Annotated in this window: 16 protein-coding genes; 11 read left to right on the plus strand and 5 right to left on the minus strand. The window is 59.6% G+C overall.

The genetic code is table 11. The features are described from left to right. The coding region (locus OCV64_RS10700; protein ID WP_262669975.1) for a D-2-hydroxyacid dehydrogenase at nt 1-759 on the minus strand (759 nt) is incomplete at its 3' end. A 170-nt stretch (nt 760-929) separates the two neighbouring features. Here OCV64_RS10700 and recG point away from each other — a divergent pair. The 6 genes from recG to OCV64_RS10730 all read left to right on the plus strand — a co-directional run bounded on the left by recG (nt 930) and on the right by OCV64_RS10730 (nt 8028). Continuing rightward, nucleotides 930-3026 carry an ATP-dependent DNA helicase RecG gene (gene recG / locus OCV64_RS10705; protein WP_262669976.1) on the plus strand — a complete coding sequence of 699 codons (2097 nt, stop codon included), beginning with the start codon at nt 930-932 and terminating at the stop codon, nt 3024-3026. A 10-nt stretch (nt 3027-3036) separates the two neighbouring features. Next, nucleotides 3037-3489: a GNAT family N-acetyltransferase gene (locus OCV64_RS10710; protein ID WP_240286537.1), complete on the plus strand. Its 453-nt coding sequence runs from the start codon at nt 3037-3039 to the stop codon at nt 3487-3489. A gap of 19 nt (nt 3490-3508) precedes the next feature. Further along, the gene (locus OCV64_RS10715) at nt 3509-3898 is read left to right on the plus strand and encodes a C-GCAxxG-C-C family protein (RefSeq protein WP_240286535.1); all 390 of its coding nucleotides are present in this window, start codon (nt 3509-3511) and stop codon (nt 3896-3898) included. A gap of 297 nt (nt 3899-4195) precedes the next feature. Beyond that, a complete protein-coding gene (gene mutY / locus OCV64_RS10720; RefSeq protein WP_262669977.1) occupies nt 4196-5242 on the plus strand; it encodes an A/G-specific adenine glycosylase in 1047 nt (348 codons plus the stop codon). Between the two features lie 46 nt (nt 5243-5288). Continuing rightward, a complete protein-coding gene (locus OCV64_RS10725) occupies nt 5289-6167 on the plus strand; it encodes a 4Fe-4S cluster-binding domain-containing protein (protein WP_262669978.1) in 879 nt (292 codons plus the stop codon). A 19-nt stretch (nt 6168-6186) separates the two neighbouring features. Continuing rightward, complete coding sequence (locus OCV64_RS10730; protein WP_262669979.1) at nt 6187-8028, plus strand: 5'-nucleotidase C-terminal domain-containing protein; 1842 nt, start codon at nt 6187-6189, stop codon at nt 8026-8028. Between the two features lie 163 nt (nt 8029-8191). Here OCV64_RS10730 and rlmH read toward each other — a convergent pair whose 3' ends face one another. The 4 genes from rlmH to hemW form a co-directional block, all read right to left on the minus strand. Continuing rightward, the gene (rlmH, locus tag OCV64_RS10735) at nt 8192-8674 is read right to left on the minus strand and encodes a 23S rRNA (pseudouridine(1915)-N(3))-methyltransferase RlmH (RefSeq protein ID WP_262669980.1); all 483 of its coding nucleotides are present in this window, start codon (nt 8672-8674) and stop codon (nt 8192-8194) included. Further along, nucleotides 8668-9480, minus strand: a complete 813-nt coding sequence (locus OCV64_RS10740; RefSeq protein WP_262669981.1) for an MBL fold metallo-hydrolase — start codon at nt 9478-9480, stop codon at nt 8668-8670. Before OCV64_RS10740 ends, rlmH begins: the two co-directional genes overlap by 7 nt. A gap of 103 nt (nt 9481-9583) precedes the next feature. Then, nucleotides 9584-10879 (minus strand): UDP-N-acetylglucosamine 1-carboxyvinyltransferase, encoded by a 1296-nt coding sequence (locus tag OCV64_RS10745; RefSeq protein ID WP_147572364.1) that lies wholly within the window; start codon nt 10877-10879, stop codon nt 9584-9586. 260 nt (nt 10880-11139) lie between these two features. Beyond that, nucleotides 11140-12387, minus strand: coding sequence for a radical SAM family heme chaperone HemW (gene hemW / locus OCV64_RS10750; protein ID WP_262669983.1), 1248 nt, complete (start codon nt 12385-12387; stop codon nt 11140-11142). 293 nt (nt 12388-12680) lie between these two features. Between hemW and OCV64_RS10755 the strand changes: the two genes are divergently transcribed. From OCV64_RS10755 to glgA, 5 genes are all read left to right on the plus strand, one after another. Next, complete coding sequence (locus OCV64_RS10755) at nt 12681-13826, plus strand: D-alanyl-D-alanine carboxypeptidase family protein (RefSeq protein WP_186852857.1); 1146 nt, start codon at nt 12681-12683, stop codon at nt 13824-13826. Nucleotides 13827-14021: 195 nt separating this feature from the next. Beyond that, nucleotides 14022-16085, plus strand: coding sequence for a 1,4-alpha-glucan branching protein GlgB (glgB, locus tag OCV64_RS10760; RefSeq protein ID WP_262669984.1), 2064 nt, complete (start codon nt 14022-14024; stop codon nt 16083-16085). A 77-nt stretch (nt 16086-16162) separates the two neighbouring features. Further along, a complete protein-coding gene (locus OCV64_RS10765; RefSeq protein ID WP_147572368.1) occupies nt 16163-17371 on the plus strand; it encodes a glucose-1-phosphate adenylyltransferase in 1209 nt (402 codons plus the stop codon). After that, nucleotides 17368-18483 (plus strand): glucose-1-phosphate adenylyltransferase subunit GlgD, encoded by a 1116-nt coding sequence (glgD, locus tag OCV64_RS10770; RefSeq protein ID WP_147572369.1) that lies wholly within the window; start codon nt 17368-17370, stop codon nt 18481-18483. The genes OCV64_RS10765 and glgD overlap by 4 nt, the downstream gene beginning before the upstream one ends. A 51-nt stretch (nt 18484-18534) precedes the next feature. Beyond that, entirely contained in the window at nt 18535-19971 is a 1437-nt protein-coding gene (gene glgA / locus OCV64_RS10775) for a glycogen synthase GlgA (RefSeq protein ID WP_262669985.1), read from the plus strand. The last annotated feature ends 76 nt before the right edge of the window (nt 19972-20047 follow it).

The following is a 20047-nucleotide window of genomic DNA, read 5'->3' on the forward strand; positions in this document are numbered from 1 at the left end:
CACGTCCAGGGCAGCACCCCATAGCCTGCCTCCCTTCATGGTCCGAGCCAGGGCCTCCTGGTCCAGCACAGAGCCCCGCCCGCTGCTGATGAGAATAGCGTCCTCCTTCATCAGGGACAGGCGGCCCTCATCCATAAGCCCGACAGTCTGGGCGCTGTGGGGCAGGACCAGCACCACCACGTCCGCCTGGGGCAGCAGGTCGTCCAAGCGGTCGATGGAAAATACCTCATCAAATCCGGCAATGGGGCCGTTCACTGTACGCTTTAAGCCGATGGTATGGGCCCCCAGCCCCCGGCACATCTCGGCATAGGTAGCGCCGATGTTTCCGGCCCCTACCACCAGGACAGTGGCGCCAAAGATGGCCTTCATGGCCCCGTGGTCCTCCCAGCGGTGGTCCCTCTGGGCGTCCCGGTAGGTGGGCAGGCGGCGGCAGAGGGCCAGGGTGAAGGAAAGGATATGCTCGGCCACCGACTGGCGGTTGGAGCCGCTGGAGGAGGTGAAGATGACTCCGGAGGGCAGGATGCCCTCCCCCTCGTACTCGTCGGTGCCGGCCCACATGGTCTGGAACCATTTGAGGCGGGCCGCCCCCTTTATGTCCTTGGGCCTGGGCCAGCCCAGGATGACGGTGGCCTGGGCAATCTGCTCCGAGGTGAGCGTCCTTCGGCCAGCATAGACATGAACGGCATCTGGTGCGATGGCCTCAAACTCCGCCTTTTCTGCCTCTGTAACCGGAAGGAGGTTTAGGATATATTCAGACATAGTATTCTCTCCTTAGAGGGAAGATAAAACGATTTTAGAAGAATTACATTCATCATACCACACTCTGTCCCCCGCCGCAAGACGGGACAAAAGACATTCTTCGCCTTTACTCCCATCGTGTTCTATGATAAAATAATTTGTTAGAATATTCCGGAAAAGGGGGGACAGAGATGGCCGTCGGTCCGGATACACCCATTACCCAGTTAGCCGGCGTGGGAGAGGCGCGGGCGAAAAAGCTGGCCAAGCTGGGGCTGGCCCAGGCCGCCGACCTGTTGACCTACTATCCCAGGGACTATGAGGATCGGAGGAAGATATATACTCTGCGGGAGGCCCCTGTGGGACAGCGGGTATGTGTGGCCGCCATGGCGGCGGAGCACCCGCGGAAGGCCCGCATCCGCCAGGGGCTGGAGCTGGTCCAGCTGAAGGTGGTGGACCACACCGGAGCCCTTCACCTCACCTTCTTTAACCAGGGATATGTAGAGAAAGCCCTCCGGGCCGGGGAAGAATATATCTTCTTCGGCACTGTCGAGGAGCAGGGCCGCCGCCGCGCCATGGTCAATCCCATCTTCGAGCGGGCGGACAGCCAGTCCTTTACCGGCCGCATCATGCCCATCTACCGGCTGACTGCGGGGATCTCCAATCACCTGATGGCCTCCCTGATACGGCAGGTCCTCCCGTGCGCCGACAGCCTGGCGGATACCCTGCCCCAGCGCATCCGCCAGGAGCAGGGGCTGGCCTCCACCCAATTTGCTGTCCAGAATATCCATTTCCCCGCTGACGAGGAGGCCCTGGAGCTGGCCCGGAAACGGCTCACCTTTGAGGAACTGTTTTATTTCTCCGTGGGGCTGTCTTTCCTGAAGGGGCGACGGGAGGGGGAGTGTTCCGGCTGCTCCATCCTGCCCCGCCCTTTGGAGGAGTTTCGGGCCCTGCTCCCCTTTGAACTCACCCAGGCCCAGCGCCGGGTGATGGAAGAAATGGCCGCCGACATGGCCGCGGGCCGCCCTATGAACCGGCTGGTCCAGGGGGATGTGGGCTCCGGGAAGACAGTGGTGGCCGCCTATGCGGCCTGGCTGACAGTGAAAAATGGTCACCAGGCCGCCCTGATGGCCCCCACAGAGGTACTGGCCGAGCAGCACGCCAGATTCCTGTCCAGCCTGCTCTCCCCGGCCGGAGTCCAAGTGGCTCTGCTCACCGGCTCCATGGGGGCGGCGGAGAAAAAACGGGTCCGGACAGCACTGGCTTCTGGTGACATCGACTTTGTGGTGGGTACCCACGCCCTGATCTCGGACGGGGTGGAGTTTCGGGACCTGGCGCTGATGGTGGCTGACGAGCAGCATCGGTTCGGCGTCGCTCAGAGAGCTGCGCTGGCAGCCAAAGGGGACAGGCCCCCCCATGTGCTGGTCATGTCCGCCACACCCATTCCCCGTACCCTCGCTCTGATCGTATATGGGGATCTGGACATATCTGTTATTGACCAGTTGCCGCCAGGACGGACTCCGGTGGAGACCTTTGTGGTTCGTGAGGATAAGCGCCAGCGGATGTATGGATTTGTCCGCAAGCAAGTCCAGGAAGGCCGGCAGGTCTATATCATCTGTCCGGCGGTAGAGGAGCGATCTGAAGAGGAACTGGCCCTCGCCGCCCGTGAGGGAGCCTCGCCGCCCATGGACCTGAAGGCGGTAAAGACCTACGCTGTCCAGCTCCAGGAGCAGGTGTTCCCCAATCTGAAGGTGGACTTCCTTCACGGCAGGATGAAGTCCCGGGAAAAGGAGGCCGTGATGGCCGCCTTCCACCGAGGAGATACCCAGGTGCTGGTATCCACCACCGTAGTCGAGGTGGGGGTGGACGTGCCCAACGCCTCTCTCATCATTGTGGAGAATGCTGACCGCTTCGGCCTCAGTCAGCTCCACCAGCTGCGGGGCCGGGTGGGCCGCGGCAGGCACCAGTCCTACTGCGTCCTCATCACCGCTACCCGTAATCCGGAGTCCATGGCCCGGCTGCGGACGCTGGCCTCCACCACAGATGGGTTTAAGATCGCGGAGGAAGACCTGAAGGCCAGGGGGCCGGGCGACTTCTTCGGCAACCGGCAGCATGGCCTGCCCCAGATGAAGATTGCTGACCTGGCTGGGGATATGAGGCTGCTGAATCTGGCCCAGGAGGCGGCGAAGCAGCTGCTGGAGGAGGACCCGGAGCTGTCTGCTCCGGAGGACCGGCCTGTGCTGGAGCGGGTGCGGCAACTCTTTGCCGCTACCCCTGATATTTTCAACTAGGAGAGATACTATGCTGACTTTTCGTAACATGACCATACAGGACCGGGACCTGGTCCTGCCCATGGTGGAGACCTTCTATCAATCGGACGCGGTGGATCACCCCGTGGAACGGGAGATCCTGGAGCGGTCCTTCCAGGCCGCTGTGGACCCCGGCGAACCCCTGCTCCGGGGAATCCTGGTGTACCAGGGCCAGGAGCCGGCAGGATATATTTATGTGACCCAGTGCTACTCCGCCGAGGTGGGGGGCAGGTGCGTTTTTATCGAGGAGATATTTTTAGCCGCCCCCTTCCGGGGACAGGGGTTAGGCAGGGAGATTATGGCCTGGCTGGAGCGGGAATACCCCGCTGCCCGGCGTTTCCGCCTGGAGGTGACCCAGATCAACCAGGGGGCTATCCGGTTATATGAGAAGAGCGGATACCAGTATCTGCGGTATGACCAGATGGTACTGGATAAGATCAAATAAAAGAGAAAGGGAGATAGAAATGAGCCACATAGAGCGAGTGAAAGAGGTGCGGGCCATTGTGGAGCCCCACTACAACTGCGGTCAGTCTATCCTGGTTCCCTTCTGTAAGGAGCTGGGCATGACTGAGGAGCAGGCCTATGCCCTGGGGGCCCACCTTGGGAAGGGAATGCGCCACGGCGGCACCTGCGGGGCCCTATCCGGCGCCCTGCTGGTGCTGGGTGCCATGGGATTTAGCGAGGAGGAGGCCGCAGCGTTTATCCAACAATTTCAGAAGCGCCGCGGGGACACCGCCTGCGGTGTGCTGATCAGCGGATTTTCTGATCCAGACAGCCAGGACCGCAAGGACTTCTGCAACGACCTGGTCCTGGAGACCGCTGCCGCTCTGGACCAATTGACTGCCCAGAAATGAACAATCAAACCACAGAGGGACGCCCATACAGGCGTCCCTCTGTGGTTTGATCTGGAAGGATGGATGAAAAAGGAATGTTAGGACGAAAGGACTTTCCCGACATTCGGAAGAGCGGCCACCGAATATCGTTAAATTTTTAACCCTTGTCCTGCAATTAATTTACCACTGGGCCCTGGAAATTGCCATCCCCAAATCCGTTATACTCAACATTACGAAAAGGTTATAATTTCTCCCGTTGCCCGCATCCAAAAACCGGAGTATAATCAGGGGGAGAAATCTTGCGCCAGGAGGTCTGCTTTGAAGGAATTGGAACAGCTTGTTATCCCGCTGCTGGTGTGGTACCGGGAAAACGCCAGGGTCCTGCCCTGGCGAAGTGATCCCACACCCTACGGGGTCTGGATCTCAGAGATTATGCTCCAGCAGACCAGGGTGGCCGCGGTATTGGACTACTATCGCCGTTTTTTGGAGGCCGCCCCTGCTGTGGCCGACCTGGCCGCCATGCCGGAGGATCAGCTGATGAAGCTGTGGCAGGGACTGGGCTATTATAGCCGGGCCAGAAATTTACAAAAGGCCGCCCGCCAGATCATGGAGACTCATGGCGGGGTATTCCCAAATACTTATGAGGAGATCCGGGCCCTGTCCGGAGTTGGGGATTATACGGCAGGAGCCATCTCATCCATTGCCTTTCACCTGCCTGTACCCGCGGTGGACGGCAACGTACTGCGGGTGGCAGCCCGCGTTTGTGGAGATAGCAGCGACATTACCACGCCCGCCATGAAGAGGAAGGTGACACAGGCGCTGGCCCAAATCATTCCTCTGGAGGCACCGGGAGATTTTAACCAGGCCATGATGGAGCTGGGGGCCACGGTCTGTCTGCCCAACGGCGCGCCACTGTGCGAGCGGTGCCCCGCCGCCCCCTTCTGTCGTGCTTTTCAGGAGGGGAGGACAGGGGAGCTGCCCGTCAAAGCCGCAAAGAAGGCACGGAAGGTGGAGGTACGGACTGTCTATCTCCTGTTCTGCCAGGGCCGGGTGGCCCTTCGCCGCCGAGGGCCAAGAGGACTGTTGGCCGGATTGTGGGAATATCCCAACGAGCTGGCGGACGGCACGGACTGGCCAGCCTCCTGGGGCCTGGATACGGTGCCGTTGGAGCGGCTGGGCGCTGGAAAGCACATCTTTACCCACATCGAGTGGCATATGACCGCCATGGGTGGGGAGCTGGGCAGCGCCAATCTGCCGGAAGGCTGGGTTTGGGCCGACCGGCGGGAACTGCGGGATATCTACGCCATACCCAATGCGTTTCAAAGCTTTGCCCAGGTCGTGGCTGACCAGTTGGGCCGGTTTTGAATTTGGGCGGAAGCTCAACCCTTGATTTTGAGAAAGAAGGTGTTCTATGCTCTGCACCCAATGCCCCCGGAGCTGCGGGGCGCTCCGTACAGACACACGGGGAGACGGACTGTGTCGGATGCCTGCTCTGCCGGTTTTGGCTCGGGCGGCTCTCCACCACTGGGAGGAGCCCCCAATCTCCGGCACCAGAGGATCGGGGACCATCTTTTTCTCCGGCTGCTCCCTGGGCTGTGTGTTCTGCCAAAATGAGAAAATCAGCCATCAGGATTTCGGAAAGCCGGTGACGATAGCCCGCCTGCGGGACATCTGTCAGGAGTTGGCGGACCAGGGGGCACACAATTTGAACTTTGTCAACCCCACCCACTACGCCCATACGCTGCGAGAGCTGCTGGAAAACTGGCGGCCGCCCATTCCCGTGGTTTGGAACTCCGGAGGGTATGATCGGGTGGATACACTCCGTTCCCTAGAGGGGTTGGTAGACATCTACCTGCCCGATCTGAAATATTTGGACAGCGGAGTGGCCGCCCGGTATTCCGGGGCGCCGGACTATCCCGAAGCAGCTGTCGCTGCCCTCCGGGAGATGGTAAGGCAGACGGGTCCCTGTCAATTTGACGGGGATGGCCTGCTGAAAAGTGGGACGATTATCCGCCACCTCATCCTGCCCGGTCAGGTGGGCGAAGCCAAGGCGGTTATGGACTGGATATCTGCGGAATTTGCGCCGGGGACGGTGCTTTTCTCGTTGATGAGCCAGTATACTCCCTGGGGAGATCTGGAACGCTATCCAGAGATCAGCCGCCGGCTACGGACCAGCGAGATGCGGGCAGCTCTGGAATATATGGAAAATCTAGGTCTGGCGGGCTTTACCCAGGAGCGAACCTCGGCTAAGGAAGAATACACCCCGCCCTTTGACCTGACGGGGATATGATAAGAGAAAGGAGCATCCTATGAAGAAGCTTTGCCGGTTTTGTCTGCTTGCCGTTCTGCTGCTGGGGCTGGTCGTCACTTCCCTGGCGGCTGGGCCTGACAAGGAGGGACCCATTGTAATCCTCCATACCAACGATGTCCATGCCAGCCTGGACCACTACCCCGCGGTGGCCGGCTATAAGAAGCGGTTTGAGGCGGAGTACGGCGCCGACCGGGTGTTTCTGGTGGATGCTGGCGATGCCATTCAGGGCGGCCCCATCGCCACACTGACCCAGGGGGCTAGTGTAGTGGACATGATGAACTTCGTGGGCTATGATCTGGCCATCCCAGGCAACCATGAGTTTGACTATGGCATGGACGTGTTTCTGGACCTGGCGCAAAATCAGGCGGAGTACCTCTACCTGTCGGAAAATTGGAAGGGAAGAGATGCGTACGCCGGATGGACCACTGTGCTGCCCGGAGCTTATATGGCCAGATGTGGGGATACAAGCATCGCCTTCGTTGGAGTCACCACACCGGAGACCCTGACCAAATCCGATCCCACCCACTTTCAGGACGGAGAGGGAAACTATGTCTACACATTTTCAGAAGGGGACGGCGGCCTGGCGCTCTATGAGGATATCCAGCAGACCGTGGATTCCCTGCGGACCGCCGGCGGAGCGGACTATGTGATCCTGCTGGCCCACTTGGGCATAGAGGGTATTACTGAGGAGTGGACCTCCGCCGCCCTGATCGCCAGCACCACTGGTATCGACGCGGTCATCGACGGGCACTCCCACGAGGTATACCAGCAGCAGGCGGCCAACAGGGACGGCCAGCTTATCCCTCTGACTCAGACCGGAACAAAGCTGGCCAGCCTGGGCTGTCTGATCCTGGACCCAGATACTGGGGAGATCTCCACCCAGCTTCTGCCCTTGGAGGGGGAGGGCGTCCCGGCAGACCAGGAGACACAGATCTATCTGGACCAGTTGAGCAGCCAGTTCCAGGTCCAGCTGAATCGGGTGGTCGGCACTGCGGCCGCGGATCTGATGGCCACCGAGGCTGACCAGTGGAACTGGGCTGTCCGTGTCCGGGAAACCAATCTGGGGGACCTGGTGGCCGACGCCTACCGGACGATGATGGGCGCCGATATAGGCTTTGCTAACGGGGGCGGCATCCGGGCCAATGTCGCGGCTGGCGATATCACCTATGGGTCGCTAATCTCCGTCCAGCCCTATGGGAACGAGCTGTGCCTGGTCGAGACCACCGGGCAGGACATCCTGGATGCCCTGGAGCTGGGGGCCAGCCGCTATCCGGAAAGCAGCGGCGGCTTCCTTCAGGTGTCCGGCCTGACCTATACCCTGGATCCCTCCACTCCCTCCTCGGTGGTTCTGTCAGACAAGGGTATATTTCAGCGGGTGGAGGGGCCCTACCGGGTATCCGACGTAAAGGTGGGCGGCCAGCCCCTGGTGCTGGACCAGGTATATACTGTGGCCTCCCACAACTATATGATCAAGTCTGGAGGAGACGGCTTTTCCATGTTCCAGGACGACCGACTGCTGAAGGACTGTACCATGCTGGACAACCAAGCCCTTATCGGCTATGTGGCAGAGGCGCTGGACGGGCTGGTAGGCGCGGCCTATCAGGACCCCGCCGGACAGGACCGCATTACCATCTTGTCCGATGTGTCGGAACCAGAGCCAGTGACAGGAACACAGCCCCAGGACCGGACTTATACGGTGCAGAAAGGGGACTGCCTGTGGAGCATCGCCGCGCGGCAGTTGGGGGACGGCCGCCGCTGGCAGGAGATCTATGACCGGAATCGGGACATCCTCTCCAATCCCCACCGTATCTATGTGGGTCAGCAGCTCAGGCTGCCATAGCCGCCATGAAGCGCCGGTATTTGATCGGCGGTCCCACGGCCGCGGACAAGGCCTCCGGCTTGACACTGGGGGAAGCGGCACAGTGGCTTCAGAGATTCGATTCAAATATTAAGAAAGAGGGAGGCGCTGCCCAACGGCAACGCCTCCCTCTCTTTTATTTATTTTATTTATGATAGTTGGAACCCTCATTGATTTTAAAGGCCCGGTAGAGCTGCTCCAGCACCATAACCCGTGCCAAATGGTGGGGAAAGGTCATGGGGGACATGGACAGGCGCACCCAAGCCTCCGCCTTCAGGCTCTCCGCCAGCCCAAAGGACCCTCCGATGACAAAGGCCAGATGCTTGGCGCTGTTGTGCTCCCAGGTTTGGACCAGGGAGGCCAGTTCCTCGCTGGACCGAAGCCTGCCCTCCACACACAGGCAGACGAGGCTGGTGTTGGGGGGGAGCTTGGAGCGGATGGCCTGTCCCTCCTTCTCCAAGGCGGCATCGATCTGCCCCTGGGATGGGGTCTGTGGCAGTCGCTCCTCCGGCAGCTCCAATAAAGTCAGCTTGCAGTATGGGGACAGCCGCTTTAAGTACTCAGCGCAGGCATCCTGGTAGAACCTCTCCTTCAGCCTGCCTACACAGACTAGATATATACTCAGCACAGGACAGCCTCCTCCCGGTTCATCTGGCACACCGGCCCCATTTCGCTCCGGGGGGCCACCCACAGGGCGATGTCCCGCTCCGGGTCACAGCCCATGGCGGACAGGCGGCGGCAGACCGTCTGCCGGGCTCGGGAGGGAGTGTTATTCTCGGCGGACAAGTGGGCCAACGCCACCTGCCGGGTGCCAGACTCCACGGCCAGAGCGGCCAGTTCCGCCCCCGCCTCGTTGGACAGATGGCCCCGGTCCCCCAGGATGCGGGCCTTCAAGTGGTAAGGATACGGGCCTGAGCGGACCCAGTCCTCGTCGTGATTGGCCTCGCACACTAACAGATCGCAGCCCCGGACGGCCTGTTTCACCTGGTCGGTGACATAGCCAAGGTCGGTGCAGAGTACCACCCGATGGCCGCCGCCGGTGATAGAGTATCCTACGCTGCCCGCCGCGTCATGGGGCGTGGGGAAGGACTCTATCCACAGATCCCCTAGCTGGATGCCGGTTCCAGGCTCCTGCTGTCGGATCAGGTCGTCCATGAATGGGACACGGTAGCAAAGCTGCCGTCCGGTGGGGCCGGAGGCGACAACGGGGAGCCGGAACCGCTTGGTCAGCACCTGGAGCCCGCTGATGTGGTCGTGGTGCTCATGGGTGATCAGGACGGCGGCCAGAGCTTCGGGCGCTATGCCCAATGACTTTAGCCCGGCGGTGATGCGCTTGGCCGATATCCCGGCGTCCAGCAGTACATGGGTATTTCCACAGGATACCAGGGCGGCGTTGCCGCTGGAGCCGCTGGCCAGTGTTGTAAATGTAAGCAAATCAGATCCCTCTCAAAAAATCAGGAATTAGAAATGAGGAATCAGGAATGGGACCATAGACCGGTTCCTGATTTCTAACTCCTAATTCCTGATGCGGTGCTGCTTATCCTACCTGTGGCTGGCTCTCCTCGTCAGGCACGGTGACGGTCTGGATCTCGGCGCCCACAGCGGCCAGTTTCTCCACAAGAGTTTCATAGCCCCGCTCGATATGATGGATGCTGTCGATCTCCGTGACCCCCTGTGCGGCCAGTCCGGCAATGACCATGGCGGCCCCCGCCCGCAGGTCGCAGGCATGGACCGGCGCCCCGGTCAGTGCCTCCACCCCTTCAATAACGGCTACTTTTCCATCCACCTGGATCTGGGCGCCCATGCGGCGGAACTCATCCACATAGCGGTAGCGGTTTTCCCATACTCCTTCTGTCAAAACGCTGGTCCCCCGTGCCAGGCACAGGACTGCGGCGATTTGAGGCTGCATGTCAGTGGGAAAGCCAGGATAGGGCATGGTCTTCACATTGACCCGGCTGATGGGGCCATTCCGGCGGATGAGCAGCGCGTCGTCCTGCTCCTCCACCTCTACCCCCATCTCCACCAGCTTGGCGGTGATGCAGTCCAGGTGCTTGGGGATGACGTTTTTGATCAAAACCTCGCCCCCAGCGGCAGCTACTGCGGCCATATAGGTGCCCGCCTCAATTTGGTCGGGAATGATGGAATAGGAGCCACCCCGCAGCCGCTCCACACCCCGGATCTTGATGACATCAGTACCGGCGCCCATGATGTCGGCGCCCATGGAGTTGAGAAAGTTGGCCAGGTCTACAATATGGGGCTCCTTTGCGGCGTTCTCAATCACAGTCATGCCGGCGGAAAGGACCGCAGCCAGCATAATATTCATGGTCGCGCCCACGGACACCATATCTAGGTACACCTGTCCCCCAGCCAGACGGCCGCCGCCGGGCACCTGGGCGTAGATCAGGCCGTTGCGCACGTCCACCTCGGCCCCCATGGAGACAAAGCCTTTGATGTGCTGATCAATGGGACGGCCGCCCAGATCGCAGCCGCCGGGCAGAGGTACCTCCGCCCAGCCAAAGCGGCCCAGGAGAGCCCCGACCAGATAATAGCTGGCCCGGATCTTCCGCGCCAGCTCATAGGGGACCTGACGGTTGCGGATGTGGGAGCAGTCCACATCCACAGTCGTGCGGTTGACAGTCTTTATATCCGCCCCCAGCTCCCGCAGGATCTGGAGGATCAGGGTCACATCGCTGATTTGAGGGATATTCTCAATGCGGCACACCCCATCTACCAGCAGAGCGGCGGGGATGATAGCCACAGCGGCATTTTTGGCGCCGCTGATTTCGATAGTACCGTGCAGGGGCCTTCCGCCACGGATCTGATACTTGGTCAAATATTGCACCCTCTTTTGCTCCAAATGGTGGAATTTATGGATTATACGGCCAAAACGGCCATATGTAAGTCAAAAAAAGCCCTGTATCTTCACCAGGGCGCTATAAAACAAATATATTATAGCACTATTATATCCGAGTAGCAACAGATTTTACATAGCCGGCCTCGAATTGTAAAAAAATACAGAGCGGTCTCATAAAATGGCCTTTGGGCTGTCTGATGGCGCAAAAAAAACGGTCTGTTTTTGACGAACTTGGGTCCTTACTCCCCCTTTCGCTTGGTAAACTGCTGTCGGGCCCGAGGCAGCAGGTCAGACAGTTCGGACTGCTCCTGCCGCTCCAACAAATCACCGATGAGCTGGTTAGACAGCAGAAAGCCCTGGGGTGTCAACCGCCAGCGGCCCTCCGCCGTCCGCTCCGCCCAGCCCTTATCACAAAACTGCTCCAACCGGGCCTCCAGGGGGGCGAAATCCATAAAATAGGTTCCCCGGTATTCCCACTCCTCGATGCCCTGGGCGGTACGCAGGCGGAGCATCAGATACTCCCCGCTCCGCTCCCGGCGGGGAATCAGCTCCTCGCTGTCGATGAGGCTGCCCCCGCGGAGCACACCATCAATATATCCGTCCAGGTCCCGGACAAAGGAGTAGCGCCGTCCGCCGAAGTCGGAGTGGGCCCCGGGCCCAAATCCGATATAGGGCCGGGTGAGCCAGTAGCGCAGGTTGTGCCGGGACTCCATACCGGGCTTGGCAAAATTGGAGATCTCATATTGGGGCAGACCGGCCCGCTCCAGGCGGCCCACGGTCCACAGGTACAGGTCCGCCTGGGCGTCGTCGTCGGGCAGCTGCTCCCCCGCCGCCACCCGGGCGGCCAGCCGCGTGCCCTCCTCCACCTTCAGCCCATAGCAGGACAGGTGCTGGGGAATGAGGGACAGGGCGTGTTCCACTGTGGCCTTCCAGCTGTCCATGGTCTGGCCCGGCAATCCGTAGATCAGGTCCAAGGACAGGTTTTTAAATTTAGCTTTCCTAGCCGCGGCCACCGCCTGGTCTACCTGCTGGACGGTATGGGGGCGGTGGACCGATTCCAGCTCCGCGGGGCAGGCGGACTGCATCCCTAAGGAAAGTCGGTTGAAGCCTGCCTTGCGGAGGCGGCGCAGGGCCCGGACATCCACGCTGTCCGGATTGGCCTCCAAAGTGATTTCCGCGTCCTGGGTAAGCTGGAACTGCTTTTGAATGGCTCCCAGCAGTTCCCGCAGCCGCTTATCCCCAAAGAAGCTGGGGGTACCGCCGCCGAAATAGACCGTGTCCACCGGGATCCCCTGGGCCAGGGGAGCTGTCTCTTTGATGTGGGCCAGCAGTGCCTTCTGATAGCTGTCCATCCGGTCCTCTCGACCGGCCACAGAGTAGAAGTCGCAGTAGTCACATCTGCTGCGGCAAAAAGGGATGTGGATGTAAATGCCAAGACTGTCCCCTGTGGGGGCCTTGGGTTGGGTTTCTTTCTTTTTTCCAAACATGGGGCGTCCCTCCCTCTTTCTCATCAGTATTATATCGAATGTGAGCGAAAATGCAAATGGGGGAGAAAAATTTTGATCCGCAGAAGCGTGTGGACAAGTGGCAGAGGCAATAAAATCCAAAATTTACCATTCTAGGCTCCTTTCGCCCGCCTTCGACACATCTTGCCGTCTCTATGCGCTATGGTAATAAGTGAACAGCCAGAAAAAAATACCGCAGTTTCTCTCTGTATAGAAAAGTTTCTCTCTCCATATCCTGACCTTACCGACAAATGAAGGATCAGGAGGAACCTTTTATGAAACGCTTGTCCACGATTTTTCTGGCTGTCCTGCTGCTCGCCGGCCTGTTTCCCGCGGCTGCTGTGGGGGAGGATGCGGGACTATCCCTGTCCTGCCCCTCGGCCATCCTGATGGAGAAGGAGACCGGGACCATCCTCTATGAGCAAGATGCCCACCAGAAGCTGGAGCCCGCCAGTGTCACCAAGATCATGACCCTTCTGCTGGTGATGGAGGCGGTAGACAGCGGCAGGATTGCCCTGGACGACACCGTCACCGTTTCCGCCTATGCCGCTGGAATGGGCGGCTCCCAAGTCTATCTAAAGGAAGGGGAGCAGATGTCGGTGGCCGAGATGATCAAATGTGTCACCGTTGTGTCCGGCAACGACTGTGCTGTGGCTCTGGCCGAGCATCTGGCCGGCAGTGAGGGGGCCTTTGTTTCCCTGATGAACCAGCGGGCCCAGGAGCTGGGGATGGCGGACACTACCTTCCTCAACTGCACCGGGCTGCCCGCCCAGGGACATCAGACCTCCGCCCATGATATCGCTCTCATGTCTCGGGAGCTCATTCTGAACCATCCCTCCATCCGGGAGTACACCACCATCTGGATGGACTCCATCCGAAACGGCGCCTTCGGCCTGACCAACACCAACCGCCTCATCCGCTTTTACCAGGGAGCCACCGGCCTGAAGACCGGCTCCACCGACTCAGCGTTGTACTGTATGTCCGCTACCGCGGAGCGGGATGGCATGGAGCTCATCGCCGTGGTCATGAAGGCCCCCACCACCGCCCAGCGCTTTGACGACGCCAAGGCCCTGCTGGACTATGGCTTTGCCAACTATGCCCTGGTGGATGTGTACCCGGACGCCCCCCTGGCTCCGGTAGATGTGCTCCTGGGTACAGTGAAGCAGGTCCAGCCGCAACTCAATCGTGACTGCCGCCTGCTGGTCCGCAAGGGGGAGGAGAGCCAGGTGACCACCCAGCTGACCGTGGCTCAGGACGTGGAAGCCCCTGTGGACCAGGGTCAGACTCTGGGGCAGATGGAGGTCTATGTGGGCGGGGAGCTGCGGGACACCATTCCCATCGTCTCCGCGCAACAGGTGGACAGGCTTACTGTCCCTGGCATCTTTGGCCAGCTGCTACGGCAGTTGCTCATGGCGCGCTGAACCAGGCCGGGCTTATTTGCCCGACCCTACATAGCGGCGAGAATATTGAAAGAAAATGGGAGGCTTTACCTCTATTTTACTTGACGTGGCACTACCGCTGTTGTATAATTTATATAAATATACTATCAAACTATCCGTTTAATATTGTTACTTTGGCCGATAGGCGGCAGAAGCACTTATTTTTGAGGTGAAAAAATGTTGAAATATCAGGGAAGTTTGTCTTCTTTTGACTTGTTTTTGGAATTGGAGGCATTTTCAGAGGGACGTTCCACCCATGCGTGGCGGTGTTTCGGCGCCCACCCGGCGGAGGATGAGGCCGGCAGAGAGGGCTATCTGTTCCGGGTGTGGGCCCCCAACGCCCCTAAGGTCACCATCATCGGCGACTTCAACGGCTGGGACCTGGAAGCCACCCCCATGACTAAGCTGGAGGGCGGCATCTGGGAGGCGTTTGTCCCAGGGCTGCACCGCTATGACGCCTATCAGTATGCCATACATAAAGAGGACGGCTCCTTCGTGGGCAAAGCCGATCCTTACGGCTTCCACGCCGCTACCCGGCCCGATGTGTCTACCAAAATCTATGATCTGTGGGAGAACGCCTACCAGTGGGGCGACCAGTCCTGGCTGGAGTATCGGTCCAAATATGTCCCCTATACCGGCCCGATGAATATTTATGAATGTCACCTGGGCTCCTGGCGGCGCACCGGCGAGGGGGAGTTCCTCAGCTATCGGGATATCGCCTCCTATCTGGTACCCTATGTAAAGGAGATGGGGTTCACCCATGTGGAGCTCCTGCCGGTCACCGAGCACCCCCTGGATGCCTCCTGGGGCTATCAATGCACCGGATACTTTGCCGCTACCAGCCGCTTCGGCACCCCTGACGATCTCAAGTATCTCATTGACCAACTCCACCAGGCGGGTATCGGGGTCATCATGGACTGGGTCCCGGCCCACTTCCCACGGGATGCCTTTGGGCTATATCACTTTGACGGCACCCCCACCTATGAGTATGCCGACCCCAGGAAGGGGGAGCACCCGGACTGGGGCACCCAGGTCTTTGACTATGGGCGAAACGAGGTCCGCTCCTTCCTGTTCTCCTCGGCCATGTTCTGGCTGGAGGAGTACCACATGGACGGCCTGCGGGTAGACGCGGTGTCCTCCATGCTCTATCTGGACTACGGCCGACAGGACGGGGCCTGGATGCCCAACATCCACGGCGGCAAGGAGAACCTGGAGGCCATCGAGTTTTTCCAGCAGCTGAACACCGCCGTCTTTGCCGCCCATCCCGATGTGCTGATGATCGCCGAGGAATCCACCGCCTGGCCCAAGGTGACCAAGCCCGTCCATGACGGGGGTCTGGGGTTCAACTTCAAGTGGAACATGGGCTGGATGAACGACATCTGCCATTACATCAAGCTGGACCCCTATTTCCGGCAGTACAATCACCGGGATATCACCTTCTCCCTGATGTACGCCTTTTCTGAGAATTACATCCTCCCCCTGTCCCACGACGAGGTGGTCCATATGAAGGGCTCCTTCTTTGGCAAGATGCCGGGGGACAACCCCATGAAATTCGCCGGAGTCCGGGCCTTCTATACCTATATGCTGACCCATCCGGGGAAAAAGCTTACCTTCATGGGGGCAGAGCTGGCTCAGTGGAACGAGTGGCACTACGAGTACTCCCTGGACTGGCACCTGCTCCAGTACGAGCCCCACCGCCAGACCCAGGCATTTTTCAAAACGGCCAACAACTTCTACCTCTCCCAGCCCCCCCTGTGGGAGCAGGACGACTCCTGGCAGGGCTTCCAGTGGCTATGTGCCGATGATAATCAAGCCGACACCATTTCCTTCCTCCGGTGGGACAAAAAGGGCAACCCTTTGATTGTGGTGTGCAACTTCTCCCCGGAGCACCGGGACGGCTATCGGGTAGGCGCCCCCTTCGGCGGGCGGTGGGCCGTGGTCCTCAACACCGACGACCAGCAGTTCGGCGGCCAGGGACTGGGGGACAAGGAACCGCTTAAAACTGAGAAGGTCCCCTGCCATGACCAGCAGCAGTCCCTGGTTATCGACCTGCCTCCCATGTCGGCGGTCATTTACCGCTGTGTGCGGAAAAATCCGGCACGCAGGTCCAAGGCAGACAAAGAGGAGGGGGCAAAGGCTGAGAAGGCGGCCCCTGTCAAAGGCAAAAAAGCGCCAGCCAAAGAAAAAAAGGCTCCCACCAGGGGGAAAAAGACCCCTGCCGGGAAAAGCCCTAAGCACTGATTGGAAATTCCAGAGCTCCGCGCCCTGATTTCACGTTTTCCTTCCCCCGCGCTCGAAACAGACAAGAGGTGAACAGCATGAAGAAAGAAGTTGTGGCCATGTTGCTGGCCGGCGGCCAGGGCAGCCGCCTCTACGCTCTGACCAGCCATGTAGCCAAACCTGCCGTCCCCTTTGGGGGCAAGTACCGCATCATTGATTTTCCCCTGTCCAACTGTGTCAACTCCGGCATTGATACCGTCGGTGTCCTGACCCAGTACCGTCCCCTGGAGCTGAACAGCTACATCGGCAACGGGCAGCCCTGGGACCTGGACCGGTCTGACGGCGGCGTACACATCCTCCCCCCCTATATGAGGGAGGGCGACCAGGGCACCTGGTACAAGGGTACGGCAAACGCCATTTACCAGAACATTGGCTTTCTGGACCTGTATGACCCGGAGTATGTGGTCATCCTGTCCGGTGACCACATCTATAAAATGAACTACGCCGACATGGTGGACCTGCATAAGAAGTCCGGGGCGGCCTGCACCATTTCCGTCCTGGAGGTCACGATGGAGGAGGCCACCCGCTTCGGCATCATGAATGTGGACGAAAACGACCGGATCTACGAGTTTGAGGAGAAGCCGGCCCAACCCAAGAGCAATCTGGCCTCCATGGGCATTTATGTGTTCACCTGGTCCAAGCTCCGGCAGTACCTCATTGACGACGAGGCTGACCCGGCCTCTACCAACGACTTCGGGAAGAACATCATCCCCAACATGCTCGCCGCCAACGAGGTGATGATGGCCTACCGCTTCCACGGCTACTGGAAGGATGTTGGCACCATCAATTCTCTGTGGGACGCTAACATGGATATGCTGGCCCCCCGGAACAGCATCGACCTGTATGACCCAGACTGGCCCATTTACGCCAGAACTCCCGTTAAACCTCCCCATGTCACAGGCCCCAACGCCCACATCTCCCACTCTCTGGTGACCGGCGGCAGTCGGGTGGACGGGACGGTGGAGAACTCTGTACTGTTTCACTCTGTCACTGTAGAGGAAGGAGCCAGCGTTCAGTACTCCATCCTCATGCCAGGGGCGGTGGTCCGAGCCGGAGCCCAGGTGTCTTACGCCATTGTGGCAGAGGCCGCCGTCATTGAGGCGGGCGCCGTAGTGGGCTCCGCTCCCAACGATGATCCCAAATGGGGCATCGCCGTGGTGGCCAGCGGCGTCACCGTAGGGGAACAGGCTGTGGTGTCCCCCGGCGCCATGGTTCGGGAAGCAGTGAAGGGAGGTGATCGGGCATGAATGATCTCCACGGCATTCTCTTCGCCTATCGCTCTAACGCCAATCTGGGAGAGCTGACCAGGCCCCGCAACACCTGCTCCCTGCCCTTTGGCGGGCGGTACCGCCTGATCGATTTCATGTTGTCCAGCTATGTCAACGCGGGTATCACCGACGTGGGGCTGGTGGTCCATGAGAGCTATCAATCTCTGCTGGATCACCTTGGAACCGGGAAGGACTGGGACCTGTCCCGCAAACACGGCGGCCTGCGCATCCTGCCCCCCTTCGGATATCAGGGCAAGGGAGGCGGCGAGTATCGGGGCAACATGGAGGCTCTGGCCGGCGTAGCCGGATATCTTCAGAATATCCGCCAGGACTATGTTATCATGGGCTGGGGCGATATCGCTGTTAACCTGCCCGTGGCCCAGGTACTGGAGCAGCACATCGCCTCCGGGGCCGACGTGACTATGGTGTGTACCCCCACCCTGAAAGGGGCTCCTCAGTTTTCGGAGTATGTGGAGGTCAGCGGGGAGGGCCGGATCACGGATCTGTCCATCCATCCCACTACTGCGGACCAGGCCCTGGAGTCCCTGGAGGTGTACATCCTGTCCAAGCAGCTGCTGCTGGATATGGTAGAGTACTGTTCCGCGCACGATATCCACAGCTTCAGCCGAGGTGTCCTGCGCCCCCGGCTCAAGAGCTTGAAGATGATGCCTTACATCCACCAGGGCTATGTGGCCCGCTTCCAGTCTGTAAGCGACTACTTCCAACACTCCATGGATCTTCTGGATCCCAAGGTCCGCGCTGACTTGTTCAACATCAGCCGCCCCATCCGCACCAAGGATCAGTCCAACCCCTCCACCTACTACGGGCCCGACGCGGTGGCGGTCCAGTCCCTGGTAGCCGACGGCTGCTATATTGAGGGCGTGGTGGAAAACTCCATCCTCTCCCGCGGCGTCATTGTAGAAAAGGGCGCCAAGGTGTCCAACAGCGTATTGATGCAGGGTACGGTGGTCAAGGCCGGAGCTTCTCTGGCCTATGTCATCGCGGATAAAAACGTGGTGATCAATGAGGACCGGATGCTCATGGGCCACGCTACATATCCCCTGGCCATCGCCAAAAATTCGGTGGTATGACCGTCTCTTTCATCCACTCCAGTTTGAATCTTTTGAAAAGAGGAATCGTCTATGAAGATCCTATTTGCCTCCTCCGAGGTTGCTCCCTTTATTAAGACCGGCGGACTGGCCGATGTGGCCGGCTCCCTGCCCCAGGCTCTGGCTCGGGAGGGCCACGAGGTCAAGGTCATCCTTCCTCTATACGAGGGCATCGGCCAGGAGTGGCGGGAACAGATGACCTTTCTCAAATACTTCAATGTCACCCTGTCCTGGCGGCAGGTCTACTGTGGCATCTTCCATCTGGAGCGGGAGGGGGTCGCCTACTGGTTTGTAGACAACGAATACTACTTCAAGCGTTGGCAGCTCTATGGACATTTCGACGACTGCGAGCGGTTCGCCTTCTTCTCCAGGGCTATCATCGAAACTCCGGGACAGCTGGACTGGGCCCCAGATATCATCCACTGCAACGACTGGCAGACCGCCCTCGTCCCCGTCTATCTGCTGGAGGAGAAATACCGCATCCCTCAACTGGGAGGGACCAAGAGCGTCTTTACCATTCACAACATCGAGTACCAGGGCCGCTACGGCGACCAGGTCCTTCAGGATGTCATCGGTCTGGACAAGAGCTATCTCAACGAGGGGATGCTGGCCTACCATCGGGACGTGAACCTGATGAAGGGCGCTATTATGGCCTCCAACTTCGTCACTACGGTATCCCCCACCTATGCCCAGGAGCTGCGCACTCCCTTCTACGCCCATGGGCTGGACGGGGTCATCAATCAGCAGAGCGGCAAGCTGGAGGGCATTCTAAACGGCATCGATGTGGACCTCTACGATCCAGCCACCAACCCTGGCCTTGCCGCCAACTTTACCCCCCGCGCCTTGGTCAAGGGCAAGAACCAGTGTAAGCAGGCCCTGCAGCAGGCCGTTGGCCTTCAGGAGAATCCTGATGTGCCCATCATCGCCTGCGTGTCCCGTCTGGTTGGCCACAAGGGCTTCTCCCTGGTGACAGACTCCCTTCAGGAGATTATGGGCCTGGACGTGCAGATGGTGGTGCTTGGCACCGGCGACTGGCAGTATGAGGAGGCGTTCCGCCACGCTCAGAGTCAGTACCCCGGCCGCTTCGCCGCCCAACTGACCTATTCCGCCCCTCTGTCCACCATGATCTATGCCGGAGCCGACCTGTTCCTGATGCCCTCGGTCTCCGAACCCTGCGGCCTGTCTCAGATGATCGCCATGCGCTTCGGCACCATCCCTGTGGTTCGGGAGACTGGCGGCCTGAAGGACACCGTTGTCCCCTACAACAAGTTTGATGGGACCGGCCGTGGCTTCACTTTTGCCAACATCAACGCGGGGGACATGGTCTGGGTGCTGCGGGAGGCCGTAGACCTCTACCACAGCAACAAAAAGGCTTGGCGGGCTCTGCAAAGAGAGGGAATGACTGCCGACTTCTCCTGGGACAACTCGGCCAGGCAGTATCTGGACATCTATCAGCGCATCCTCGGCTGACAGCTCTGTCTGACATAATCAGAGGGCCCCGGACGATGTGTATAGCGTCCGGGGCCCATCGATTTTTACAAGGCAT

The sequence above is a fragment of the Muriventricola aceti genome, assembly GCF_025567565.1.
GTDB lineage: Bacteria > Bacillota > Clostridia > Oscillospirales > Oscillospiraceae > Lawsonibacter > Lawsonibacter aceti.